Raw genomic sequence first — 23,006 nt, 5'->3', positions numbered from 1 at the left:
CTCTTTCATCGGGGCTTCAGGTGGGAGTGACGGATGTCGCGACGGAACGTTCGAGGGTGAGCAGGTCGTCCGAGAGCCCGACCAGGTCTCGGTCGGTGGCGGGCGCCGCGTCGAGCAACACGCGTCGCACCTCGGCCAGGTCGGTGCGGGTGACGGCGGCGGCCGCCGCGATCACGTCGTCGACGGTCGCGACCCGGGGAAGGCCGCAGAGCACGGCGATCCGCTGCACGGCGCCGATGCGCAGCGAGTCGATCGCCCGCATGCGCGCCGACGACTTCTCGTACAGGCGCGCGCGGCCCTGCATGGTCTCGTTCGCCCTGACGGTGACGGGCAGGTTCTCGACGATGAGCGGGCCGAAGCGCCGGCCACGCCACACCGCGGCGGCGAGGGCGGTGAGCAGCACGAGGGCCGTGGCGGGCAGCACCCAGCCGGGGCTGAGCTCGCCCAGGGTCGGCGGGACCTCGGTCGTCAGGTCGTCGACCGTCGGGATGTACCAGACGAGCGTGGGGTTCTCGCCCAGCAGGGCGAGGCCGAACGCGGCGTTGCCCCTGTCGGCGACGAACTCGTTGCTGAGCGCCCGCGTGGTGCCGACGACGGTCGCGGTTCCGTCGCCGTGGGGCACCCGAACCAGCGAGTAGGCGTCGTCGCCGTCGTCGAAGCACTGCACGGCGCTCTCGTCGGTTCCGATGTAGCGGAAGGCGAAGCCGTCGCTCGTGATCGAGCCGGCGTTCGTCGCCGCCCGCAGGTCGCACCCGGCGGTCGCCTCCCCGTCCACGGCGCCGGCCTGGGCGACGTCGGGCGAGATGTCGGCGAGCTGGTCGAAGCTCGGGTTCACGGCGACGAGCGTGTCGGCGATGGCGAACGCGCGCGTGCGCTGCTCGGTGTCGAGGATCGAGTCGGGGTCGTAGTAGAGGAGTGTGGCGGATGCGGCGTCGTCGACTGCCTCCTCGGCCTCGTCGAGGCTCGAGGCGATCTCGACGGCGACACCCTGCTGGCGCAGCACCTCGACGAGCGCCTTGGCGCCGGCCGGTGCGGGGTTGTCGGCGGCGAGCGGGTCGCTCGTCGACATCGATCCAGCGACGAGGATGCCGACGAGGCTCACGATCACGGCGAATGCCGCGGCGGCGATCCAGAACACCGAACGGCGCAGCGCGGTTCCCGGGCGTGCGGTGATGACCCGCTGCTCGCCGGCGGGGGCGCTCATCCGCCCACCGTGTCGAGCACGGGCCTGGCCTCGCGCAGTCCACGTTCCAGGGCGGCGATCGCCTCGTACTGGGTGGCGCTGCCGTCGCGGCCGAGGTAGCGCACCTCGTCGAAGGCGACGGCGGCGTCGCGGAGGGCGTCGTCGAAATCGGGGAAGGCGGATGCCGCCCGCTGGGCGAAGTCGTGCGCGGTGGTGCCCGGAGTGGTGCTGAGCACGGTGCGCTCCGCGAGCCCGCGAGCCGTCGCACGGAACATCTCGGTGATGGCGAGCGCGAAGTCGCCGCGACCCGCCGCCGACTCGGCGGCACGCCGGATCGCGGCGGCGTCGCGCGCGTCGTCGCCGAAGAGGCTGCCGGTGACCCGGCTCCTGGTGGACAGCCGCGGAAGCCCGAAGACGAGGAACGCCACCACGAGGGCGACGACCACCAGGAGGATGACGATGAGCAGGCCGATGCCGGGAGGACCGCCCGCCGAGCCGACGGTGAGCGACTGGAGCCAGTCGCCGATGGCGGTGGCGAGACGGTCGAACCACGTGGGCTGCGCCTCCCGGTACTCGGGCTTGGACAGCTCGTCGAGCAGCAGCCGCCGCGCCTCGTCGGCGTCGGGGTCGACGGGGACGCCGACGGCTCCGGCCGCCGATGCGCTCAGCCCGGCCGTCACGACCAGGGGGAGTCGTTCGTCGGGGGCATGGGCGTCGGGGGCGCGGGCTGACGGGGCGCGGACTGCGATCCGGTCGCCGCGTCGACGAGGTACGGGTTGCCGACACCGCTCTGTCCGACCTGTCTGGCCTCGACGAAGCGCACCAGCTCGAGGTCGAGGCCTTCCTTGCGCATGCGCACGTCGATGTAGAGGAGTGCCGTCACCGACGCCTGCGTCACCGACGCGAGGGCGGAGAAGACGAGGCTGACGATGCCCGTGAGCACGTAGGTGACGGCGATGACCGCGATGCCGGCGCTCATGTCCTCGTTCGGGTTCACCAGGGCGCCGCCGATGCCGCTGACGATCGAGAGCGGGAACGTGACGACCTGGGCCGCCGTCTGCACGATGAAGTTGACGAGCAGCTGCGTGCCCAGGATCTTCCAGAAGTACCCGGCGCCGGAGGTGAGGCGCCATGACCTGCCGATGGCCTCGCGCAGAGGCAGCCGCTCGAGCATCAGGATGCTCGGGATGAGCGAGAGCTTGGTCGCGAGCCAGAACCAGACGACCACGGCGCCGAGTCCGGCGAAGATCGCGAGGATGATGCCGATGACCACCCCGGCGTCGCCGCCGAACGAGATGATCAGCGTGACGATCAGGCTGACCGCGACGACGGCGACGGTCACCGCCCCGGTCACGGCGGCCGACCAGCCGATGAGCGCGCCGATGCGGCCGCGGGCGAGGCGCCAGAGGCTGCGCGTCGTCAGCTTCTCGCCGAGAGTCGCCCGGGAGACCTCGAGGGAGATGATGCCCTGCAGCACGGCGCCGACGAGCACCGAGAGAACGATGGGGATGAGCGCGGCGAGCACACCCGCGCCGATGGCGCCGGCGGTGATCTCGTCGGTGTTCTCGACCGTGGCGGAGTTGACGCGCGAGAACGCCCAGGTGGCGACGCCGGCGATGATGCCGACGAAGAGCAGGATGACGACGCCGTTGAGCAGCAGCGCGATGCCGAACGTGGGGCGCGGGTTGCGGCGGATGACCTGGAACGACGCCCCGAGGAGGGTGCCGAAGCCGAGCGGGCGCAGCGGGATCAGGCCGGGCTTGGGCGGCGGGGTCCACGCGGGCTGCTGCGTGCTTCCGGGCTGCTGCGGCGGATACTGCGCGGCCGGCGGCGGAAACTGCGCTGTCGGCGGGGGAAAGGCGCCGGGAGCCACGGGCGGGGAAGGAGGAGGTGCGGGCGTGCCGCTCGGCGGCTGCCACACATTGTTGTCGCTCACTGAGAAGTGCCTCTTCCTTCTGCGTCTCGAATGCGAGTGCGCTATTTATGCTCACACACTCGGCTACTCTTGTGCGAAAGCTCCCGCTTTTACCCGAAAGCTGGGCCACAAACGGTAGAGGGCTATGAACGCCAAAATTCTAGTAGTCGACGATGACACCGCTCTCGCGGAGATGATCGGCATCGTGTTGCGCGCCGAAGGATTCGAGATCTCGTTCTGCGCCGACGGCTCCGGTGCCCTCGACGCCTTCCACAGCGCCGATCCCGACCTCGTTCTGCTCGACCTCATGCTGCCCGGCATCGACGGCATCGAGGTGTGCTCGCAGATCCGCGAGGAGTCCGGCGTCCCCATCATCATGCTGACCGCAAAGAGCGACACCGCGGACGTGGTGAAGGGCCTGGAGAGCGGAGCCGACGACTACGTCGTCAAGCCGTTCAATCCCAAGGAGCTGGTCGCACGCATCCGCACGCGTCTACGCCCCAGCCCCGAGTCGCCGACCGGCACCCTCACCGTGGGCGACCTGGTTCTCGACGTCGCCGGCCACGAGGTGCTGCGCGGCAGCGACAAGATCAACCTGACCCCCCTCGAATTCGAGCTTCTGCTGGCGCTCGCACTCAAACCGCAGCAGGTGTTCACGCGCGAGATGCTTCTCGAGCAGGTGTGGGGCTACCACTACAAGGCAGACACCCGGCTCGTGAACGTGCACGTGCAGCGGCTGCGCGCCAAGGTCGAGCTCGACCCGGACAACCCGAGGATCGTCATGACCGTGCGCGGGGTGGGTTACCGTGCCGGCAGCCCCGGCTAGCCATGCGCTACCTCACCTGGCGCGCGTGGCTGCTGCGCCTCGAGCGGCTGTGGCGCTCGTCGCTGCAGTGGCGCACGGTGGCCATCTCGGTGGCGTTGTGCACGGTCGCCGTGGGTGTGATCGGCCTGGTCATGTCGTACAGCATCAACACGAACCTGTTCAACTCCCGCGTGAACGACGCGCTCGCCGCCTCCGAGCGGTCGAACATCGCCGCGCAGGTGCGTTTCGACGCAGCTCAGCAGTCGTCGTCTCTCGACCTCGAGACGGCGATGAGCGCGGCGTCGAACGCAGCGATCCAGGCGTCGCTCACCCCGGCGGGCACCGAGATCGCGATCCTGCGCACCCCGGGGCAGTCCGGTCCGCGCATCCCCGTCGACCTCACCACCCGCGGCCTCGACCCGGAGACCACCATCTCGCCCGAGCTGCGGGAGAGCGTCGAGTCGTCGAGCGACGGACGCCAGTACTGGCAGTCGGTGTCGCTCGACCGCGACGACGGCGGCGTCGATCCGGGAATCGTCGTCGGCTCGCTGCTCGATGTTCCCACCTCCGGGCAGTACGAGCTCTACCTCGTCTACAACCTGAGCGACACGCAGCAGGTGCTGTCGTTCGTGCAGGGCACCCTCTGGCTTGGGCTCTCGAGCCTCGTGGTGCTCATCGGCGCCGTGACGTTCACCGTGGTGCGACTCATCGTCGCCCCGGTGCGCCTCGCCGCCGAGACGAGCGAGAAGCTCGCCGCCGGACAGCTCGAGGTGCGTATCCCCGAGCGCGGCGAAGACGTCATCGCCACCCTCGCCCGCTCGTTCAACGGCATGGCCGACAGCCTGCAGAAGCAGATCACCAAGCTCGCGGCGCTCTCCCAGGTGCAGCAGCGGTTCGTCTCCGACGTCTCGCACGAGCTGCGCACTCCGCTGACCACGATCCGCCTCGCCGGCGACGTGCTCTACGACCAGCGCGACACCTTCCCTCCCGCGACCGCCCGCACCACCGAGCTGCTGCACACGCAGGTGCAGCGGTTCGAGCTGCTGCTCGCCGACCTGCTCGAGATGAGCCGCTACGACGCCGGCGCCGTCGACATGGAGGTGGAGCCGACGAACCTGGTGCGCCTCGTCGAGGACGCCATCGACTCGGTGCAGACGCTGTCGGCGTCGAAGGGCACCGAGCTGCGGCTGGATGCGCCCGGGGGATACTTCCAGGCCGACGTCGACTCGCGTCGCATCCGCCGCATCCTGCAGAACCTGCTCGCGAACGCCATCGACCACGGCGAGGGCCGCCCGATCGTCGTCTACGTCGACAGCAACGCGACCGCCGTCGCCATCGCGGTGCGCGACTACGGCATCGGCATGACCTCGGCGGCTATGGAGCGGGTGTTCGACCGGTTCTGGCGCGCAGACCCGTCGAGGCAGCGCTCGACGGGCGGCACCGGCCTCGGCCTCGCGATCTCCCTCGAGGACGCCGCGCTGCACGGCGGCTGGCTCGAGGTCTGGTCTGCACCCGGGGAGGGCTCCTGCTTCCGGCTCACCCTGCCCCGCGTCCGCGGAACGGTCATCACCGAGTCGCCGCTCGAACTGCCGCCCGTCGAGGCCGCCACGAAGGAGGACGCCGATGTCTGACCGCACCTCGCGTACCCGTCGCGCCGCCGTCGCGCTCGCCGTCGCGGCGATGCTCGGCCTCTCCGCCTGCGCCGGAATCCCGACCGACGGCCGCGTCACCGCGGGCAGCGCCGTCAACGACGAGGCCGAGCCGAACCTCGGCTTCGAGCCACAGGGCCCGCGCGCCGAGTCGACCCAGGAGGAGATCCTCTCCGACTTCATCGCCGCCGCCACCAACCCCCAGAACGGCTACGAGATAGCCCGGCAGTTTCTCGCCGAGGACTTCGCCGAGGAGTGGGACCCCGACGAGCTGACCACGATCCGCTCCGGCATCGGCACGGTGCGCCGCGACTCCGAGATCGAACTGTCATACTCGCTCTCCACCTCGGCGAGCGTCAGCCGAGAGGGCCGGTACAGCGCGAGCGACCCTGCCAGCCTGAGCCTGCCGTTCACCTTCGTGAAGGAGGACGACCAGTGGCGGATCAGCTCCGCGCCGCCGGGGATCGTGCTCTCGCAGAACAACTTCCCCCAGGTCTTCGGCGAATACCCGCTGTTCTACTTCGACCCGAGCGGCGCGTACCTGGTGCCCGACGTGCGGTGGTTCCCGACCCGGTCGAGCACCTCGATCCGGGTGGTGAACTCACTGCTCGCCGGCCAGTCTCCCTGGTTGAGCAACGGCGTCGTCGTCTCTGCCTTCCCCGCCGGCACCCAGCTCGGCGACGGGCTCGTCACGATCACGGCCGGGGTCGCCACCGTCGACCTCTCCGACGAGGCGAGGTCGACGACCACCGTCGAACGCCAGCGTATGCGGCAGCAGCTCTCGGCCAGCCTCGCCGTGGTGTCGAGCGTCGTCATCACGGTCGGCGGCATACCGCTGGAGATCCCCGACACCGACGCCGCGACCGCCGTCACCATCCCCACGGTAGAGCCGGCGCCGCTCGTGCTCTCGGACGACGAGTTCGGCTTCGCCGCCGTCAACGACATCAACCCGATCCCGCAGCTCAGCAACAAGGTCGTGGCGCTCGCGCCGACCGCCGTCGCCCTCGGGAGCGGGAAGTCGCAGGCCGCCGTGCGCAACCCGCAGGGGGTGTTCGCGGTGCGCACGGGAGCGACACCCCCGCTCCTGGTCGACGAGAGGCCCGGACTCGCGGCCCCCTCGATCGACAACTCCGGATTCATCTGGTCGGTGCCCGAATCCAGCGCCTCCGCGCTCACCGCGTTCGGCCTGGACGGCCAGCCGCACGTCGTCGGCTCCACCCTGCCCGCCGATGCGGGCGTCGTCGCGCTGGCCGTCTCCCGCGACGGAGCGCGGCTGCTGATGTACCTCAGCACGAGCGCGGGGCCGCAGCTCAACCTCTACGGGATCCTCCGCCAGGACGGCGTGCCCGTCGCGCTCGGCGAGCCCTTCCCGCTGCAGGTCGGCAAGGCGACCCCTGTGGGCGCGGCGTGGGTCGACAACCGCACCGTGGCCACGCTGTCGCGCACCGGCGGCGAGACGACCGTCATGAGCTTCGAGATCGGCGGCCCGAGCGCGGTACTGGGGCAGCTCGAGGGCGGCGTGACCATCGTCGGCGGCAACGGCGGCACCGACGGGCTGCGCGTCCTCACCGACCAGGGCGAGATCTTCCGGCCGCGCGGCACCAGCTGGCAGCAGACGGGCACCACCGCGACCCTGCTCGCGGTGCAGCAGTAGCCCCTCCTCCCCGGGTGACGGCGACGCGCACGCTTCCACGGGTCGTGCCATGCGCACCCGGCTCGGTGGGCGGCGGGCCGATACTCGGCTGATGCTGCCCGACATTCTGCTGGATGCGCTGCTCGACGCCTGGGCCCTCGTGCTGCCGGTCGACTGCGCCGGCTGCGGTGCGCGCGACCGGTCGCTCTGCTCCGTCTGCTCCGACGCCCTGGCGCCTGAGCCCGTCGCGCGCCGGCTCATCGACGGAACACCCGTGGTCAGCGCCCTCGACTACGACGGTGTCGTGCGCAGCGCGATCCTCGCGTTCAAGGAACAGGGCAGAACGGATGTCGCCCGACGACTGGCCGTCCCGCTCGCCGCGGCGATGGCCGAGGCGATGAGCGCCGCGGCAGCGGGGGCGGAGATCCTGCCGGTGCCGACGAGCCCCGCGGCCTACCGTCGTCGCGGCTACGACCCCGTCGCCCTGCTGGTGCGGCGGGCGGGACTCCGGCCGACGCGTGAGCTCGCCACGACCCGCCGCGCCGCCCAGCAGAAGAAGCTGACCGCCGACGAGCGTTCCGGCAACAGGGACGGCTACCTGCGCGCCGTGCACGTCCTGGGCGGGCGACGGTTTCTGCTCGTCGACGACGTCCTCACCACGGGATCGACTATCGCGGAGGCGTCACGAGCGGTGCGTGCCGGCGGCGGTGAAGTCGTCGCGGCGGCCACGCTGGCGTACACGCAAAAGCGCGCACAGCATCCCGGTGTCCGTTCTCTGAACGTCTTATGAGACTAGCGTGACCGGTTCGTGACATTGCCGCGCAACCGGACTACGGTTGGCGAAAAGGCGCGAGAGAACAAATTTCATCGCCTGACAAAAACAGGCTTCACGGCCTGAAATAAAGGGCGGCGCCATTAGGGCTGGGAGGTCGCACATGGAAATTTCCATCACCGGACGCAACGTTGGCGTCACGGATCGCTTCCGCGAGTACGCAATGGAGAAGGCAGACAAGGTCGTCAGTCTCGCCGAGAAAGCCATTGCATTCGAAATCAAAGTCACCCGCCATCACGAGACACGGGGAGCCACCGGCGACGACCGCGTAGAGCTCACCCTCATCGGCCCGGGGCCGCTCGTGCGGGCGGAGTCCGACGGTTCGGACAAGTACGTGGCCTTCGACCTGGCCATGTCGAAACTCATAGAACGCATCCGCCAGGCCAAAGACCGCAAGAAGGTCCATCGGGGCCAGCATCGCCCCGTCTCGTTGCGAGAAGCATCCAGTGATGGATTCAGCGTCATCGACATCACCCCTGCGGCGCCGCAGGTGCTCGAGAGCGTGCGCACCGGAGCCGTCGCGGTACAGCCCGAGGCGCTCTCCGAAGACGTCGAAGAGCCGTACTGCCCCGTCGTGATCCGTAAGAAGGTGTTCGAGGCCACGCCGATGTCGGTCGACGACGCGCTCTACCAGATGGAGCTCGTCGGCCACGACTTCTACCTGTTCATCGACGACGAGACGCACCGCCCGAGCGTCGTCTACCGCCGCAAGGGCTGGGACTACGGGGTGATCGGCCTCGACGAGAACGCGGGGCAGGTCGACGCGTCGACCGAGATGGGAGCGAAGCTCGTCGTAGCGCGTTGAGTACGCCCCGCGCGCAGAGCGTTTGATACGCCTGCGGCGTAATGCAGTAAGCAAGCCTGCCCACCCAGACAGGGCACAGCGTCTGGCTGGGTAGGCTTGCTACCATTACGAGCCGGTAACGGCGGGCGCGACACTGTGCCCGCGCGCGGAAAGACCCGCGCTCAACAACCTTTGGAGTAAGTCGTGGCCAACGTTCTCGAACGCGCACTTCGCGTAGGTGAGGGTCGACTCCTTCGTCGCCTCAAGCACTATGCAGAAGCCGTCAACCACCTGGAAGACGATTTCACCCAGCTCACCGATGACGAGCTCAAGAACGAGACCGTCGAGCTGCGCGAACGCTACGGCAACGGCGAGTCGCTCGACGACCTGCTGCCCGAGGCCTTCGCCGCCGTTCGCGAGGCGGCCAAGCGCACCCTCGGCATGAGGCACTTCGACGTCCAGGTCATGGGCGGCGCAGCCCTCCACCTCGGCAACATCGCCGAGATGAAGACCGGAGAGGGCAAGACCCTCGTCGCCACGCTCCCCGCCTACCTCAACGCCATCGCCAGCCGCGGCGTGCACGTGATCACGGTCAACGACTACCTCGCGAGCTACCAGTCCGAGCTCATGGGCCGCGTCTTCCGCGCCCTCGGCATGACCACGGGCGTCATCCTCTCCGGGCAGAGCCCCGAGGAGCGTCGCCAGCAGTACATGGCCGACGTCACCTACGGCACCAACAACGAGTTCGGCTTCGACTACCTGCGCGACAACATGGCCTGGCAGGCGCAGGACATGGTGCAGCGCGGCCACTTCTACGCGGTGGTCGACGAGGTCGACTCGATCCTCATCGACGAGGCCCGCACCCCGCTGATCATCTCCGGCCCCGCGTCGGGAGAGGCGAACCGCTGGTTCACCGAGTTCGCGAACCTCGCCAACAAGCTCACCCCCGAGGTCGACTTCGAGGTCGACGAGAAGAAGCGCACCGTCGGTGTGCTCGAGCCCGGCATCGAGAAGGTCGAGGACTACCTCGGCATCGACAACCTGTACGAGTCGGCCAACACCCCGCTCATCTCGTTCCTGAACAACTCGATCAAGGCGAAGGCCCTGTTCAAGAAGGACAAGGACTACGTCGTGATGAACGGCGAGGTGCTCATCGTCGACGAGCACACCGGCCGCATCCTCATGGGGCGCCGCTACAACGAGGGCATCCACCAGGCGATAGAGGCCAAGGAGGGTGTGGCGGTCAAGGCCGAGAACCAGACGCTCGCCACGGTGACGCTGCAGAACTACTTCCGTCTCTACAAGAAGCTGTCGGGCATGACCGGTACCGCCGAGACCGAGGCCGCGGAGTTCATGGCGACCTACAAGCTCGGCGTGGTGCCCATCCCCACCAACAAGCCCATGCTGCGCAAGGATCAGAGCGACCTGATCTACAAGAACGAGCAGTCGAAGTTCGAGCAGGTCGTCGCCGACATCGTCGGGCGTCACGAGAAGGGCCAGCCCGTGCTGGTCGGAACGACGAGCGTCGAGAAGAGCGAGCTGCTGTCGAAGCTGCTCGCGAAGCGCGGCGTCAAGCACGAGGTGCTCAACGCGAAGAACCACGCACGCGAGGCATCCATCATCGCCCAGGCCGGCCGCCTGGGCGCGGTGACCGTCGCCACCAACATGGCCGGTCGAGGCACCGACGTGATGCTCGGCGGCAACGCAGAGTTCCTCGCGGTGGCCCACATGAACAACAAGGGCCTCAGCCCGGTCGACACCCCCGACGAGTACGAGGCCGAGTGGGACTCCGTCTTCGCCGAGGTGAAGAAGGAGGTCGGCGAGGAGGCCGAGCGCGTCGTCGCCGTCGGCGGACTCTACGTCCTCGGAACCGAGCGCCACGAGTCGCGCCGAATCGACAACCAGCTGCGCGGCCGCTCGGGACGCCAGGGAGACCCGGGCGAGAGCCGCTTCTACCTCTCGCTGCAGGACGACCTGATGCGCCTGTTCAACTCGGGCGCCGCCGAGGCCCTGATGGGCCGCGGCAATGTGCCCGACGACCTCGCCATCGAGTCGAAGGTCGTCAGCCGCGCCATCCGCAGCGCCCAGTCGCAGGTCGAAGGCCGCAACGCCGAGATCCGCAAGAACGTGCTCAAATACGACGACGTGCTCAACCGCCAGCGCGAGGCCATCTACGGCGACCGCCGCCACATCCTCGAGGGCGACGACCTCCAGGACCGCGTGAAGCACTTCCTCGAAGACGTCATCACCGAGGTCATCGAGGTGCACACCGCCGAGGGACACTCCGAGGAGTGGGACTTCGACGCACTCTGGACCGAGCTGAAGACGCTCTACCCGGTCGGCATCACGATCGACGAGCTGCTCACCGAGGCCGGCGCGCGCGGCAAGGTCACCGAGGCGTTCCTCAAGAAGGAGATCCTCTCCGACGCTCAGGTCGCCTACGACAACCGCACCGCCCAGCTCGGCGAGCCCGCCATGCGCGAGCTCGAGCGCCGCGTCGTGCTGTCGGTCATCGACCGCCGCTGGCGCGACCACCTCTACGAGATGGACTACCTCAAGGACGGCATCGGACTGCGCGCCATGGCGCAGCGCGACCCGCTGGTCGAGTACCAGCGCGAGGGCTTCGCCCTGTACCAGCAGATGATGGGGCAGATCCGCGAGGAGACCGTCGGCTTCCTGTTCAACCTCGAGGTCGAGGTGACCGGCGGCGGCGCGAACGCGACCGCGCCGATCGTCGCGGCCAAGGGCCTCACCGGCAACGCGGCTCCCGTCGAGCGGCTCAGCTACTCGGCTCCGAGCGAAGAGGCCAACGGCGAGGTCGAGGTGCGCAACCAGCGCGGCCAGGTCGAGCGCGCGGCGACCGCCCGCGCCCAGCAGGCCACGCAGCAGAACCCGACCCTCGCCCGGGCCAAGGCGCCCGTCGCGGCGGCACCCACGAAGAAGGGCGCCTTCGGCCAGTCGACGGATGCCCCGGCGGACACGGCAGCGCCCGTCAACCGCCAGCAGCGCCGGGCCCAGGACAGGAAGAAGTAGCCCACACGGCTGAAGCCGGTCGAGTGGGGTCGCACGCGACCTCACTCGACCGGCTTTTTCTCATCACAGCACGTTGATCGCGGTCGCCCTCCAGCGAGTGTCGACGCCCTCGAGACGCAGCGCCACCGCGCGCGTTCGGGCCCTGCCGATCACGATCACCACGGCCTCGACCACACCGTCGCGCGGCTCGCAGATCGACATCGACCCGATCGAGAAACTCGGCCGGCGCGCCACCTGGCCCTTGGCCTGCCGGGCCCGCGTCGACAGCACGACCCGCTTGAGCAGGTGCCGGTAGACGTCGTCGTCGACCCAGCGCGCGATCTGCTCGAGATCGCGCGCTCCTGCGAGGATCTCGATGACGCAGCGGGTGAGGTTCTCGAGCAGCGGCTCGGGGTTGGGCAGTGTCGCGCGCGTGGCGGGCTGCACCCCGAAGAACTCGTCTTCGTCGAAGGGCGCCCGGATCTGTTTCGAGGCGAGGGCCGCGGCGTCGGATGGATGTCGTGAACGTGCCCGCTCGTCGTCATGGTCGTGTCGCCGGGCGGCCGCGCTCGTCATCTGGGACTCCCATCGTAAAAAACGCGAGAAGTGCACACCCCCGAACAGGGGGTGAGAAGACTCAAGCAGACCCGCCGGGCCCCTCCCCGCTCTCTACCGGAAACTGTGGATAACCGCTATCGTCCCGCCGTCGTGGTCGATAGGGTCGGCGCATGCGCTGGGACAGACTGTTCGACGACCTGGAGGGGCAGCTCGAGCGCGAGCTCAGCGCGGAGGAGTTCGACCTGCGGGCAGAAGAGGAGCGGCTGCGCATCGGGCGCCTCACGGTGCGCGACCGCCTCATCGCGATAGGCGAGTGCGGACACGCGACCGAGCAGTCGGTCGGCGTGCTGCTCACCACGGGGGAGCAGCTCGTCGTGCGCCCCTCGTCGTTCGGCCGCGACTGGTTGCTGGCCGAACTCGCGAACGAGGACCGGCGCTCCCGGTGCGTCATGCCGCTCGCGGGCGTCGCCGCGCTGCTGCTCACCCGCTCCCAGATCGAGGCGAGTCTCACCCAACCGGAGAACCCGGTGAACGAACGTGCCCTGTCGGCGCGGCTCACGCTGCCGTTCGTGCTGCGCGACCTCTGCCGTCGGCGTGCGGCCGTCTCGCTGCACACCGCCGCCGGCGACGCGCACGGCACGATAGACCGGGTCGGCCGCGACCACCTCGACCTGGCCGTGCACGAGCCCGACAGGCCGCGCAGGTCGAGGGCGGTGACGCAGTACCGGGTCGTGCCGCTCGATCAGCTCCTGCTCGTGCGGCTCTGATCGTCGGGGCCGCGACGATCGCCGCGCTCGTATGCCGGGCCCGCGAGCTCCGGGATGTTGCCGTAGTCCGACTGGTTCCACAGACTCAGTCGGCGCGACTCCTCGTACTTCGCCTCGATGTACGACTCGAGCACGTCCCGCTCGACGCGCCACTGCCCCTTGCCGCCGATCTTGATGGCCGGAAGCTCGCCGCTGCGCACGAGGATGTACGCCTGGTTCAGCGAGACGTTGAGCACCTCGGCGGTCTCGGCGAGCGTGAGAAATCGCCCGAGGCTCGCCGCATCCGTCTGGTCCATAGGTCGATTATGGACTCGGGGCTGTGGATGAAACGGAGATGTGGATAACTTTCCGGGTGCGTCGGGTCGGTGGTGTCACGTCCGGAGGCGCTGGTCAGTCGGTCTTTGTGGAGCGCATGTCGCGCACCGAGAAGACAGGCACAGGGGAGACCGAATGAGCACGCAGTCAGAGCACACCGTCGTCGTGATCGGCGCAGGGTACGCCGGCGTCATCGCCGCTAACCGGGTGCAGGCGTCGCTGTCCCCCGACGAGGCACGCCGCGTGCGCGTCGTGATGGTCAACTCGTCGCCGGACTTCATCGAGAGGGTGCGCCTGCACGAAGTCGCTGCCGGAACGCGCGCCACCGCGGCCATCCCGCTCGCCGACATGCTGCACGGGCGGGTCGAGGTGATCGTCGGCACGGTGCTCGAGATCGACGCTCCGGCCCGGGAGGTTGCGATCGAGCGGAAGGTCTCCTTCGAGGCGGGCGGCGACGTGACCCGCGAACGGTACGACAGCCTGGTCTACGCGGTGGGCAGCGTCGCCGCGCTCGGCGTACAGGGGGTGGCGGAGTTCGCCCACGCGCTCGGCGACCCGGACGGGGCCGAGACCGCCCGCGCCGCGATCTCCGCGGGCGCGTCCGACCAGCGCATCATCGTCGTCGGGGGAGGAGCCACCGGGGTCGAGGCGGCTGCGGAGTTCGCGGAACAGCACCCCGCGGCATCCGTCACGCTGGTCTCCCGAGGCGCCGTGCTCGGCCACCTTCCGGCCGCGTCCCGCAGGTCGGTCGCGCGTTCGCTGGACAAGCTCGGCGTCGAGATCGTGGAGGGCGCGGCGGTGGCTCGCGTTCATCCCGTCGCGGTCGAGCTCGCGGACGGCACGCTGATCGGCAGCGACGTGACAGTCTGGACCGCGTCGTTCGCCGTGCCCGATCTGGCCAGGCGCAGCGGCCTCGAGGTCGACGCGATCGGCCGCCTCCTCGTCGACGAGACGCTGCGCGCGCCCGCGTACCCCGAGATCTTCGGCGCGGGCGACGCCGTGCGGCCGCCCTCGTCGGTCGGCGCGCACCTGCGCATGGGCTGCGCGATCGCCATGCCGATCGGCGGTCACGCGGCCGACAACGTGCTCGCCTCGTTGCGCGGCGCCGAGCTCGCGCCGCTCGACGTCGGGTTCGGCGCCCAGTGCATCAGCATCGGACGGAAGGCCGGGCTGATCCAGCTGCTCAGCCGGGCCGACGAACCGCGCGCGTTCCGGATCACGGGGCGGCCGGCAGCCCTGGTGAAGGAGTTCGTCTGTGCGGTGCTCGCCACCGGTTCGACCCGGCGCGAGCGCACGAGGCCCGGGTCGCTCATGCTGCCCTCCGGCCCGAAGCGGATGCCGGTCGACACACGGGCGTGAGCGGCGGGCCGCGGAAAATGTGTGGATAACTTTTTCACACCTTCGCACGGATCGACAGCATGGGACCATGACAGCCACGATGCGCGACGGGGCCCGAGCCGGCGCGCGCCGGCGGTTCTGGTTCGACCCCAGATTCGCGATCGGTCTGCTGCTCATCGTCGCCTCCGTCGCGGGGGTCGTCGGCATCGTGGGTGCCGCCGACTCGAGCGTTCTCGTCTACGCCGCCCGGGAGCCTCTCGCCCCCGGCGACCGGGTCGACGCCGACGACCTGGTCGGCACGAGTGTGCGCCTCGCCGGGGCAGAGCGGCTGTACCTGGTGCCCGACGACCTGCCCGACGACGGACTCGTGGTGACGAAGGCCGTCGCCGAGGGCGAGCTCGTGCCCGCCTCCGCGGTCGGGTCGACGGAGGGGGAGCGGCAGACCTCGATCGTCGTCGGGGTCAGCGGCGAGCTGGCGGAGTCGGTCGAGGCCGGCTCCATCGTCGATGTCTGGAGCGCGCGCGAATCGACTGGCGGGGTTTTCGAGGCGCCGGTGGTCATCGTGTCGGGCGCGACCGTCGTGCGCCTCGTCGACCGGCAGGGGCTCGTGGTCGACAACGACTCCAGGTCGATCGAGGTGCTCGTGCCGCGCACCGACGTGGCCCGTGTGCTCGAGGCCATCGCGAACGACGACGCTATCGCCGTCGTGCCCGCCAGTCTGCCGGGCAAGTGACCGTGCGGATAGCTCTCGCGGTGCCGTCCCCGCACGACGAACGACTCGCGTTCGAGGCCCGGCGCCACGGCCACGATGTCGTGGTCACCGCCGTCGACGCCGACGACCTCGAGTCGGCACTCGTGCCGGCCCGGCCCGAAGTGGCGATCGTCTGGGCCGACGAGCGTTATCTCAGCTACGGAGTGCTCGCCGAATGCGACGCGCGCGGTGTGCGGGTCGTGGCCGCCGTGTCGAACGACGTCGAACGCCGCTACGCGACCGGCATCGGTCTCTACGACCTCGTCGACGCCGAGGCCGGCTGGGACGCCATCGCCACGCTGCTACCCGGAGCCGACGCGCCTGCGCCCGCGCCGCACGCGCGGGGCACGGTGATCGCCGTCTGGGGTCCGGCAGGATCGCCCGGTCGCACCACCCTCGCCATAGCGATCGCGGCCGAGATCGCGGCGGCCGGGTTCACCGTGGCGCTCGCCGACGTCGACACGCACAGCGCCTCCGTCGCCCCGGCGCTCGGCCTCATGGACGAGGCGCCCGGGTTCGCCGCCGCCTGCCGTCTGGCCGGCGCCGACAGCCTCGACCGCGCCGAGCTCGAGCGCATCGGCCAGCGCCACGACGCCGGCGACTCGTCGTTCTGGGTGCTGACCGGCATCGGGCAGCCCAGCCGCTGGCCCGAGCTCTCGGCCGACCGCGTGCTCGCGACGATCGACGAGTGCCGCCGCTGGGTCGACTACGTCGTGCTCGACACCGCGTCGAGCCTCGAGAGCGACGAGGAGATCTCGAGCGACATGTTCGCGCCGCGCCGCAACGCCGCCACGGTGACCGCGTTGCGCGAGGCCGATCACATCGTCGCCGTGGCATCCGCCGATCCCGTCGGACTCGCCCGCTTCCTGCGCGCCCACGGCGACCTCGCCGACGTCGCCGTGACGCTCGAGATCACCGTCGTGGCGAACAAGGTGCGGGCGAGCGCCATCGGGCTGGGCCCGGCGGCTCAGGTCACGCAGACGCTCTCCCGTTTCGGCGGCATCGACGACCCGGTGCTCGTGCCCTGGGACCAGCAGGCCATGGACGCGGCCGTGCTCAGCGCCCGCACGCTCGCCGAGGTCGCGCCGAAGTCGGCGGCGCGGCTCGCGATCCGGCGGCTCGTCGCCGACCGCCTGCTGCCGGTCGGAGCTACGCGGAGACGCGCTGTCGCAGGCTCTCGACTATGGCGTCGATGACGAGCTGCACCGTCTCCGGCATGTCGACACCGTCCGGGTCGAGCAGCCACTGCACCTGCAGGCCGTCCATGACGGCGATGATGGCGGATGCCGCGGCGACCACGCGCGCGTCGGCGGCGTCTGCCCCGACCGTGAGGCCGAGGGCGTCGGCGACCACGAGTCGCAGGCCGTCGAACCGGCTGCGGAAGAACTGCTGCGCCGGATGGTTGCCGGTGACCGACTCGGCGGAGAGCACGGCGTAGGCCTGCACGATGCCGCTGCGTTCGGTGTTCTCGCGAGTGGTGTGCACGAGATGGGCGAGGAACTCCGCGCCGACCGGGCGCTTGCGGTCGACGAGCCGCTCGATGTCGTCCTCGTCGCGGTGGGCGAGCACCGCGAGCAGCAGCTTCTCCTTCGAGCCGAAGTGGTGCAGCACGCCGGCGTGCGTCATGCCCACCCGTTCGGCGATCTCGACGAGGGAGCCGTTGTTGTAGCCGCGCGAGCCGAAGACGCTCGTCGCCGCCTCGAGGATCGCCGTGCGACGCTCGGCGGTCTGGGGTTTCGCTGCCCTGGTGGTTCCGGCGAGGGCCTGCGTGCTCGCGGCTTGCTTGATCGCCACGGATCCTCCTCGCAGAACGTCGGCTGACTATGCACAATGTTACCGACGCCGGCGTGCGTGTCCCGCCGGGTGACGGAGGCGTCTGCGATGATTCGGGCATGGAGTTCTCGCGGCTGCCGGTGCGCTCCGTCGGCGAGCATCCGCTCAACCCGATCGACCGTGGCGTCTGGCCGGCCACCCTCGCGCCCGTGACCCGGCTGCTCGACGACGGCCTCGAGCTGGGCGCAGCCACGGTGCTCGTCGGCGAGAACGGGGCGGGCAAGTCGACGCTGGTCGAGGCGATCGCCATGGCCTACGGGCTGTCGGGCGAGGGCGGTTCGAGCAGCGCACGGCTCGAGACCCGGGCGAGCGAGTCGCCCCTGTGGGACCACCTGCAGCTTGTGCGCAACGCCGGCGCGAGCAAGCGCGGCTACTTTCTGCGAGCGGAGACGATGCACGGCGTCTTCACCTACCTGGAGCAGATCGGCAGCCCGGGCGCCGCGTACCACGAGCGGTCGCACGGGGAGTCGTTCATCGAGTTCGCCGCCGACCGCTTCCGGGGTGCCGGGCTGTGGATCCTCGACGAGCCGGAGTCGGCCCTGTCGTTCTCCGGATGCCTCGCGCTGCTCGGTCTGTTGAAGTCCAGGCTCGCAGACGGCAGGTCCCAGGTGATCCTCTCCACGCACTCGCCGGTGCTCGCCGCGCTGCCGGGGGCCACGATCTACGAGGTCGGCGACGCCGGGCTCGAGCGGCGCGAGTGGATGGACCTCGCGCTGGTCGACGACTACACGCGGTTCCTCCTCGACCCTCAGGCGCGGCTAGACGAGCTGTAGCCGGTACACCCGCACGGCGACGCCCGTCGGAGTGACGTCGGAGCGGTCGAGGGCGAAACCGAGCCGCAGGGCGAGGCCGATCGACGGGGTGTTGCGCGGGTCGATGACCGGGGTGATGGAGTCGATGCCGGCTTCGGCGCGCGCCCACTCGATCCACGCCCTGCTCGCCTCGGCAGCGAGACCGCGACCCTGCGCGCGAGCCGCGAGCACGTAGCCGAGCTCGACCTCGTCCCAGTCCGGCCAGTAGTGCAGACCCGCCCGGCCGAGGAAAGCGCCCGTCGCCCGGTCGATCACCGCGCTCTGCCCGTAGCCCCGGTCGCGCCACTCGTCGGCGAGGCGGCCCGCTTGCGCGGCCGTGAACTCCGCGGTCCGCGCCGCGCCGCCGATGTACCGGGCGACGTCGGGGTCGGAGTACAGGTCCACCAGCTCCGGCGTGTGCGCGCGGGTGAGGGGAGGGAGAAGGAGGCGCTCGGTGTCGAGCATCAGCGGGCCGGCCGCACGGCGACGACGTTCGTGTAGCCGATCAGGTTGGTGATGGTGAAGTCGTAGGTCTCGCCGACCTCGATCTGCGCGCGAACGTCGAGGTCGCGCACGTAGAAGTCCTCGCAGGCGGCGGCTCCCGAGGTCTGAACGCTGAAACCGGGGCGTTCCGCATCATCCGCACCCTGCGTCGCATCACCATAGGTGGAGTCGACGATGCAGGTCACCGTGAGCGGTCGCGCGTTCAGGGTCGTCACGAACGAGAGTGCCGCGACGGTGCTGCCGCCGACGAACACGACGACCACGAGCACGAGCAGCGTGATGGCCCAACCCTTGCTCATAGCAGCTATTCTCGCAGCCGATGGGCGCACGGCAGACACGGTAGCCTGAACAACGTGTCGACCCTCAGTGATCTCGTACAGGCCCAGGGACGTTCCAGCGAAGCGGACATCGAGTGGCTTCACCTGCTCGTCGGCGACTGGCAGCTGCTCGCCGACCTCGCCTTCGCCGACATCGTGCTCTGGGTGCCCAGCGCCGAGGGCAGCTTCGTGGCCGTGGCCCACGCACGCCCGTCGTCGAGCGCCACCCTCTTCTACCGCGACTTCGTCGGCCAGGCCGTGAAGCCCGAGTGGCAGACGCAGGTCGTCGAGGCCTTCGAGACCGCCACCATCATCGACACCGGAGCACCCACCTGGTACGAGGAGACGCCCACGCGCGTGCGCGCCGTACCCGTGCTGCGTCGGCTGTCGCCGAGCGGCGCCGCCATCTCGGAGCATCCCGTCGCCGTCATCACCCGCCACAGCAACCTGAGCGAGGCCCGCACTCCCGGCCGCCAGGAGCTCACCTTCAACGAGTGTGCCAACGACCTGTTTGCGATGATCGCCTCGGGCGACTTCCCCGACCTCGGCGCACCGACCGGTCCGCGTCGAGGCGCGCCCCGGGCATCCGACGGTCTGATCCGTCTCGACGTCGACGGCACGGTCACCTTCGCCAGCCCCAACGCGCTCAGCGCATTCAACCGCATGGGCTTCGCCGGCGAGCTCGAGGGCGAGTCGCTCGCCGAGGTCACCACAAGCCTGCTGCACGGACGGCTCGTCGTCGACGAGTCGCTGCCGCTCGTCGTGACCGGCCGCGCCCCGTGGCGCACCGACATCGAGGCGCGCGGCGTCACGGTGTCGATCCGCGCCATCCCCGTGCGCAACCGCGGCGAACGCGTCGGCGCCATCGTGCTCTGCCGCGACGTGACCGAGGTGCGACACCAGGAGCGCGAGCTGATCACCAAGGACGCGACGATCCGCGAGATCCACCACCGGGTGAAGAACAACCTGCAGACGGTGGCCTCGCTGCTGCGCATCCAGGCGCGGCGCACGCACAGCGACGTCGCCCGCGAGGCGCTCGGCCAGGCGATGCGTCGTGTGACCGCCATCGCCGTCGTGCACGACACCCTGAGCGAGGGCCTCAACCAGAACGTCGACTTCGACACCGTGTTCGACCGGGTGCTGCTGCTCATCGCGGAGATCGCGACGGGTCACAACACCACGGTGCATCCGAAGTCCACCGGGAGCTTCGGCGTGCTCCCCAGCGAATACGCCACCCCGCTGGCACTCGCGCTCACCGAGCTTGTGACGAACGCGGTCGAGCACGGACTCGCCGGGCGAGCAGAGGGCGAAGTGGAGATCATCGCCGAGCGCACCGACGACGTGCTCTCGGTGAAGGTGCGCGACAACGGCGTGGGCCTCGCCGAGGGCAAGGTCGGCTCCGGCCTCGGAACCCAGATCGTGCGCACCCTGATCCAGGGCGAGCTCGGCGGCGCCATCGACTGGCACACCATCATGGGGTCGGGCACCGAGGTCACGATCGAGATCCCGCTGGTCTGGCTCGAGAAGAGCTAGGTTCGGCCGCTTCGCGGAGTCGCGGCGCGGGCGGGTTCCCCGGTCTCGGGCGTGTGGAGGACGTAGTCGACCGCCTCGTCGCGGGTGAGCCTGGTCGGATGGTCCATCCAGGCGTACCTGCCGGTCGGGTCGAAACGGTCCGCCGAGGCATCCGGAATACGGATCGGCGAACGACGCAGCATCTCGGCGACGACCTCGCGCTCGTCGACCGTCAGCTCGGGCGCACGCGACGCGCGAACGCAGAGCAGGCCGCTCTTCGGCGGCGACCCGACACGCAGATAGCTGTGCGTGCTCCCTCGGTACGGGACCCGCAGGTAGTCGGCCGACTCGAGCTGTCCGAACGGCACGGTCGTCGTTCCGAAACGCACCGTCCCGGTGTCGAGGTTGATCGCCACCCGCCGATTGCGGCGAGCCGCGAGAACGAGTGCGACGGGGATCGCGGCGATCAGCGGAACCACGGCCAGCACGACGGCGGTCCGGCCGGCGTCGTCGAGCGGGGCGTGCAGACCGATCTGCAGGACGACCTGGATCGCCAAGAGGAGCACGATGACGCCGGAACCCGTGCCCGGAGTGAAGAGGTTTCTGACGAGCGACCAGCGGCCGACCACGATCCACCCGTGCGGAAGCTGTGACATTCGCTCAGGCTAGCGGGTTCGAGCCGTCAGCTCCCTTAACGACCGAACTGCCGCTCTCCTTCGGGGGAGGAGCGGCAGTTCGTTCTGCTGGGTGCGACTAGGAAGCGCGGCGGGCGCGAGCTGCGCGACGCTTGAGGGCGCGACGCTCGTCTTCGCTGAGGCCGCCCCATACGCCCGAGTCCTGGCTCGTCTCGAGTGCGTACTGGAGGCACATCTCGGTCACGGAGCAACGCGCGCAGACTGCCTTGGCCTTGTCGATCTGGTCGACGGCCGGACCGGTGTTCCCGACCGGGAAGAACAGCTCCGGGTCAGCGGTGAGGCAGGCAGCTTTGTCGCGCCAATCCATGGGGGCTCCTTTGATAGAGGGCTCTTCCGGGCATGGGTATATGCCCTCGAGAATTCGGGTGAGAAAGAGAGATGGGATTCGCTCGCAGCACTGCAAGCGCGAAATCAACCTCGAATAGACTCTCATATCGACGCACGCAAATCAATGGTTTTGTATGGGATATAGCTGTGAGCAATTCACCGAACGTTGCCGAATTCGACAATGAGGGTTCACCTCGGCCGCGTCACCACGGGCTAGTGCTGCTGCTCGCGGGGGTGCTGTTTCTCGAGGCGACGGCGCTCGCCGCCGCCACCGTCTACCTCGTCGTCGAGCTGATGGTCGACCGCCCCGACTCGTTCGTGAGCGCCGTGGCGCTCACCGTGTGCGCGGCGATCGCCGCCGTCTGGGTGGGGGCGATCGCGGTCAACACCCTGCGCGGACGGGCCTGGATCCGCGGCGCCGCCGTCGTGGTGCAGGTGCTGATCGCGGCGGTCGCCCTCGGGAGCTTCCAGGGCGTTCTGCCGCGCGCCGACATCGGCTGGCTGCTGCTCTTCCCGGCGATCGCGGTCATGGTGCTGCTGTTCACGAAGCCGGTGCTCGCGGAGACGTCGCGTCGCGACACCTGAGCGGGTTTCCGCCCGGCCGGCGCCCCGCCCGACTCTGCCCGATGGCCCGATCGCGGCCGTTCGCTGCCGGGCGGGTCGCTCGCGAGCCTCTTTCGGCGCGATGAGCCGTTTTCGGCGCGGGCGGTTGGTTCGCGAGCCGCTTCCGGGCGGATGAGCCCGCCGCGGCGGGCTCGCGGGTCCGGAAACGGCTCGCGTCGCGCAGGGCATGCGCGCCTGCTGAGTGCGCCCGCATACGCGCAGCGCGAGTACTACGCGTCGACGCCGAGCTTCTTGCGCAGGCTCGCGACGTGGCCGGTGGCCTTCACGTTGTAGAGGGCGAGCTCGATCGTGCCCGTCTCGTCGAGAACGAACGTCGAGCGCAGCACCCCGGTGACCAGCTTGCCGTACAGGTTCTTCTCGCCGTAGGCGCCGTAGGCGTTGTGCACGTCGAGGTCGAGGTCGCTCAGCAGCGGGAAGTTCAGCCCCTGCTCGGCTTGGAACTTCTTCAGGTCTTCGACCTTGTCCTTCGAGACGCCGAGCACCTGGTAGCCGGCCGACTTGAGGGAGTTGATGTTGTCGCGGAAGTCGCACGCCTGCGTCGTGCACCCCGGCGTCCCGGCGGCCGGGTAGAAGTAGACGATCACTTTCTGACCCTCGAAATCAGACAGCGAGACGGATGCACCGTCCTGATCCTTCAAGGAAAAAGCGGGTGCCTTCGTGCCGATTTCGAGTTTTGTGCCGCTCATGGTGCTCCTTGTGTCGCAGGGGTGTTTTACTCATGCTAATCTTGCTTCTCGGCGCTGAAGTTCGAGCGCTACGCACCTCTAGCTCAATTGGCAGAGCAACTGACTCTTAATCAGTGGGTTCCCGGTTCAAGTCCGGGGGGGTGCACTTCAGGCCCGGATTTCCGGGCCTTTTGTG

The 23,006-nt window shown here is 69.6% G+C and carries 24 protein-coding genes and 1 tRNA gene; 14 read left to right on the top strand and 11 right to left on the bottom strand.

Going from position 1 to position 23,006, the window contains the following annotated elements; all coding sequences use genetic code 11:
* Positions 1-16: 16 nt before the first annotated feature.
* From ABIE21_RS15000 to ABIE21_RS14990, 3 genes are read right to left on the bottom strand one after another with little or no spacing between them, the layout of a single operon-like run.
* The gene (locus ABIE21_RS15000) at positions 17-1,204 is read right to left on the bottom strand and encodes a DUF4350 domain-containing protein (protein WP_354025652.1); all 1,188 of its coding nucleotides are present in this window, start codon (positions 1,202-1,204) and stop codon (positions 17-19) included.
* Entirely contained in the window at positions 1,201-1,863 is a 663-nt protein-coding gene (locus ABIE21_RS14995) for a DUF4129 domain-containing protein (protein ID WP_354025651.1), read from the bottom strand. The genes ABIE21_RS15000 and ABIE21_RS14995 overlap by 4 nt, the downstream gene beginning before the upstream one ends.
* Positions 1,860-3,119, bottom strand: coding sequence for a hypothetical protein (locus tag ABIE21_RS14990; RefSeq protein WP_354025650.1), 1,260 nt, complete (start codon positions 3,117-3,119; stop codon positions 1,860-1,862). Before ABIE21_RS14990 ends, ABIE21_RS14995 begins: the two co-directional genes overlap by 4 nt.
* Positions 3,120-3,243: 124 nt before the next feature.
* Between ABIE21_RS14990 and mtrA the strand changes: the two genes are divergently transcribed.
* The 6 genes from mtrA (at position 3,244) to secA (ending at position 11,834) form a co-directional block, all read left to right on the top strand.
* Positions 3,244-3,924, top strand: a complete 681-nt coding sequence (gene mtrA, locus ABIE21_RS14985; RefSeq protein WP_354025649.1) for an MtrAB system response regulator MtrA — start codon at positions 3,244-3,246, stop codon at positions 3,922-3,924.
* Between the two features lie 2 nt (positions 3,925-3,926).
* The gene (mtrB, locus tag ABIE21_RS14980; RefSeq protein WP_354025648.1) at positions 3,927-5,534 is read left to right on the top strand and encodes an MtrAB system histidine kinase MtrB; all 1,608 of its coding nucleotides are present in this window, start codon (positions 3,927-3,929) and stop codon (positions 5,532-5,534) included.
* On the top strand, positions 5,527-7,206 hold the full coding sequence (locus ABIE21_RS14975) for a GerMN domain-containing protein (RefSeq protein WP_354025647.1): 1,680 nt from the start codon (positions 5,527-5,529) through the stop codon (positions 7,204-7,206). The genes mtrB and ABIE21_RS14975 overlap by 8 nt, the downstream gene beginning before the upstream one ends.
* 91 nt (positions 7,207-7,297) lie before the next feature.
* A complete protein-coding gene (locus ABIE21_RS14970) occupies positions 7,298-7,975 on the top strand; it encodes a ComF family protein (RefSeq protein WP_354025646.1) in 678 nt (225 codons plus the stop codon).
* A gap of 145 nt (positions 7,976-8,120) precedes the next feature.
* A complete protein-coding gene (gene hpf, locus ABIE21_RS14965) occupies positions 8,121-8,822 on the top strand; it encodes a ribosome hibernation-promoting factor, HPF/YfiA family (protein ID WP_354025645.1) in 702 nt (233 codons plus the stop codon).
* 183 nt (positions 8,823-9,005) lie between these two features.
* Positions 9,006-11,834, top strand: coding sequence for a preprotein translocase subunit SecA (gene secA, locus ABIE21_RS14960; protein WP_354025644.1), 2,829 nt, complete (start codon positions 9,006-9,008; stop codon positions 11,832-11,834).
* 63 nt (positions 11,835-11,897) lie between these two features.
* Here secA and ABIE21_RS14955 read toward each other — a convergent pair whose 3' ends face one another.
* On the bottom strand, positions 11,898-12,389 hold the full coding sequence (locus ABIE21_RS14955; RefSeq protein WP_354025643.1) for an Rv3235 family protein: 492 nt from the start codon (positions 12,387-12,389) through the stop codon (positions 11,898-11,900).
* Positions 12,390-12,541: 152 nt separating this feature from the next.
* Here ABIE21_RS14955 and ABIE21_RS14950 point away from each other — a divergent pair, with 152 nt between their 5' ends.
* A complete protein-coding gene (locus ABIE21_RS14950; protein ID WP_354025642.1) occupies positions 12,542-13,138 on the top strand; it encodes a hypothetical protein in 597 nt (198 codons plus the stop codon).
* Here the strand turns inward: ABIE21_RS14950 and ABIE21_RS14945 are convergent.
* Positions 13,114-13,434, bottom strand: coding sequence for a helix-turn-helix domain-containing protein (locus ABIE21_RS14945; protein ID WP_354025641.1), 321 nt, complete (start codon positions 13,432-13,434; stop codon positions 13,114-13,116). The genes ABIE21_RS14950 and ABIE21_RS14945 overlap by 25 nt on opposite strands.
* 154 nt (positions 13,435-13,588) lie before the next feature.
* Here ABIE21_RS14945 and ABIE21_RS14940 point away from each other — a divergent pair, with 154 nt between their 5' ends.
* The 3 genes from ABIE21_RS14940 (at position 13,589) to ABIE21_RS14930 (ending at position 16,738) form a co-directional block, all read left to right on the top strand.
* Positions 13,589-14,812: an NAD(P)/FAD-dependent oxidoreductase gene (locus ABIE21_RS14940; RefSeq protein ID WP_354025640.1), complete on the top strand. Its 1,224-nt coding sequence runs from the start codon at positions 13,589-13,591 to the stop codon at positions 14,810-14,812.
* 67 nt (positions 14,813-14,879) lie between these two features.
* A complete protein-coding gene (locus tag ABIE21_RS14935) occupies positions 14,880-15,524 on the top strand; it encodes a hypothetical protein (protein ID WP_354025639.1) in 645 nt (214 codons plus the stop codon).
* On the top strand, positions 15,521-16,738 hold the full coding sequence (locus ABIE21_RS14930) for an AAA family ATPase (protein ID WP_354025638.1): 1,218 nt from the start codon (positions 15,521-15,523) through the stop codon (positions 16,736-16,738). Before ABIE21_RS14935 ends, ABIE21_RS14930 begins: the two co-directional genes overlap by 4 nt.
* Here the strand turns inward: ABIE21_RS14930 and ABIE21_RS14925 are convergent.
* Positions 16,692-17,336 carry a TetR/AcrR family transcriptional regulator gene (locus tag ABIE21_RS14925; protein WP_354025637.1) on the bottom strand — a complete coding sequence of 215 codons (645 nt, stop codon included), beginning with the start codon at positions 17,334-17,336 and terminating at the stop codon, positions 16,692-16,694. The genes ABIE21_RS14930 and ABIE21_RS14925 overlap by 47 nt on opposite strands.
* Before the next feature lie 98 nt (positions 17,337-17,434).
* On the opposite strand from ABIE21_RS14925, the gene ABIE21_RS14920 reads away from it, so the two are divergent.
* Positions 17,435-18,148: an ATP-binding cassette domain-containing protein gene (locus ABIE21_RS14920; RefSeq protein WP_354025636.1), complete on the top strand. Its 714-nt coding sequence runs from the start codon at positions 17,435-17,437 to the stop codon at positions 18,146-18,148.
* Here the strand turns inward: ABIE21_RS14920 and ABIE21_RS14915 are convergent.
* A complete protein-coding gene (locus ABIE21_RS14915) occupies positions 18,134-18,631 on the bottom strand; it encodes a GNAT family N-acetyltransferase (protein WP_354025635.1) in 498 nt (165 codons plus the stop codon). The two genes, ABIE21_RS14920 and ABIE21_RS14915, sit on opposite strands and share 15 nt — an antisense overlap.
* The gene (locus ABIE21_RS14910; RefSeq protein WP_354025634.1) at positions 18,631-18,969 is read right to left on the bottom strand and encodes a hypothetical protein; all 339 of its coding nucleotides are present in this window, start codon (positions 18,967-18,969) and stop codon (positions 18,631-18,633) included. Before ABIE21_RS14910 ends, ABIE21_RS14915 begins: the two co-directional genes overlap by 1 nt.
* Positions 18,970-19,023: 54 nt before the next feature.
* On the opposite strand from ABIE21_RS14910, the gene ABIE21_RS14905 reads away from it, so the two are divergent.
* The gene (locus tag ABIE21_RS14905; protein ID WP_354025633.1) at positions 19,024-20,520 is read left to right on the top strand and encodes a sensor histidine kinase; all 1,497 of its coding nucleotides are present in this window, start codon (positions 19,024-19,026) and stop codon (positions 20,518-20,520) included.
* Here ABIE21_RS14905 and ABIE21_RS14900 read toward each other — a convergent pair.
* Positions 20,517-21,155, bottom strand: a complete 639-nt coding sequence (locus ABIE21_RS14900) for a hypothetical protein (protein WP_354025632.1) — start codon at positions 21,153-21,155, stop codon at positions 20,517-20,519. The genes ABIE21_RS14905 and ABIE21_RS14900 overlap by 4 nt on opposite strands.
* Positions 21,156-21,252: 97 nt before the next feature.
* On the bottom strand, positions 21,253-21,501 hold the full coding sequence (locus ABIE21_RS14895) for a WhiB family transcriptional regulator (protein WP_147784762.1): 249 nt from the start codon (positions 21,499-21,501) through the stop codon (positions 21,253-21,255).
* A gap of 167 nt (positions 21,502-21,668) precedes the next feature.
* On the opposite strand from ABIE21_RS14895, the gene ABIE21_RS14890 reads away from it, so the two are divergent.
* Positions 21,669-22,106 (top strand): hypothetical protein, encoded by a 438-nt coding sequence (locus ABIE21_RS14890; RefSeq protein ID WP_354025631.1) that lies wholly within the window; start codon positions 21,669-21,671, stop codon positions 22,104-22,106.
* Positions 22,107-22,354: 248 nt separating this feature from the next.
* Here ABIE21_RS14890 and bcp read toward each other — a convergent pair whose 3' ends face one another.
* A complete protein-coding gene (gene bcp / locus ABIE21_RS14885; protein ID WP_354025630.1) occupies positions 22,355-22,831 on the bottom strand; it encodes a thioredoxin-dependent thiol peroxidase in 477 nt (158 codons plus the stop codon).
* Between the two features lie 72 nt (positions 22,832-22,903).
* On the opposite strand from bcp, the gene ABIE21_RS14880 reads away from it, so the two are divergent.
* Positions 22,904-22,976: transfer RNA gene (locus tag ABIE21_RS14880), tRNA-Lys, on the top strand.
* Positions 22,977-23,006: the final 30 nt, after the last annotated feature.

This window comes from Conyzicola nivalis (assembly GCF_040548875.1).
GTDB classification, from domain to species: domain Bacteria; phylum Actinomycetota; class Actinomycetes; order Actinomycetales; family Microbacteriaceae; genus Conyzicola; species Conyzicola nivalis_A.
Note: the sequence above shows the minus strand (reverse complement) of the source record. Positions and strands in the feature narration are given on the sequence as shown.

Coding starts and splice junctions, on each gene's coding strand:
- ABIE21_RS15000 (WP_354025652.1), bottom strand. CDS start 1,204: ATGAGCGCCCCCGCCGGCGAGCAGCGGGTCATCACCGCACGCCCGGGA.
- mtrB (WP_354025648.1), top strand. CDS start 3,927: ATGCGCTACCTCACCTGGCGCGCGTGGCTGCTGCGCCTCGAGCGGCTG.
- ABIE21_RS14910 (WP_354025634.1), bottom strand. CDS start 18,969: ATGAGCAAGGGTTGGGCCATCACGCTGCTCGTGCTCGTGGTCGTCGTG.
- ABIE21_RS14940 (WP_354025640.1), top strand. CDS start 13,589: ATGAGCACGCAGTCAGAGCACACCGTCGTCGTGATCGGCGCAGGGTAC.
- ABIE21_RS14935 (WP_354025639.1), top strand. CDS start 14,880: ATGACAGCCACGATGCGCGACGGGGCCCGAGCCGGCGCGCGCCGGCGG.
- ABIE21_RS14920 (WP_354025636.1), top strand. CDS start 17,435: ATGGAGTTCTCGCGGCTGCCGGTGCGCTCCGTCGGCGAGCATCCGCTC.
- ABIE21_RS14895 (WP_147784762.1), bottom strand. CDS start 21,501: ATGGATTGGCGCGACAAAGCTGCCTGCCTCACCGCTGACCCGGAGCTG.
- hpf (WP_354025645.1), top strand. CDS start 8,121: ATGGAAATTTCCATCACCGGACGCAACGTTGGCGTCACGGATCGCTTC.
- ABIE21_RS14955 (WP_354025643.1), bottom strand. CDS start 12,389: ATGACGAGCGCGGCCGCCCGGCGACACGACCATGACGACGAGCGGGCA.
- ABIE21_RS14975 (WP_354025647.1), top strand. CDS start 5,527: ATGTCTGACCGCACCTCGCGTACCCGTCGCGCCGCCGTCGCGCTCGCC.
- ABIE21_RS14945 (WP_354025641.1), bottom strand. CDS start 13,434: ATGGACCAGACGGATGCGGCGAGCCTCGGGCGATTTCTCACGCTCGCC.
- ABIE21_RS14900 (WP_354025632.1), bottom strand. CDS start 21,155: ATGTCACAGCTTCCGCACGGGTGGATCGTGGTCGGCCGCTGGTCGCTC.
- bcp (WP_354025630.1), bottom strand. CDS start 22,831: ATGAGCGGCACAAAACTCGAAATCGGCACGAAGGCACCCGCTTTTTCC.
- mtrA (WP_354025649.1), top strand. CDS start 3,244: ATGAACGCCAAAATTCTAGTAGTCGACGATGACACCGCTCTCGCGGAG.
- ABIE21_RS14970 (WP_354025646.1), top strand. CDS start 7,298: ATGCTGCCCGACATTCTGCTGGATGCGCTGCTCGACGCCTGGGCCCTC.
- ABIE21_RS14915 (WP_354025635.1), bottom strand. CDS start 18,631: ATGCTCGACACCGAGCGCCTCCTTCTCCCTCCCCTCACCCGCGCGCAC.
- ABIE21_RS14950 (WP_354025642.1), top strand. CDS start 12,542: ATGCGCTGGGACAGACTGTTCGACGACCTGGAGGGGCAGCTCGAGCGC.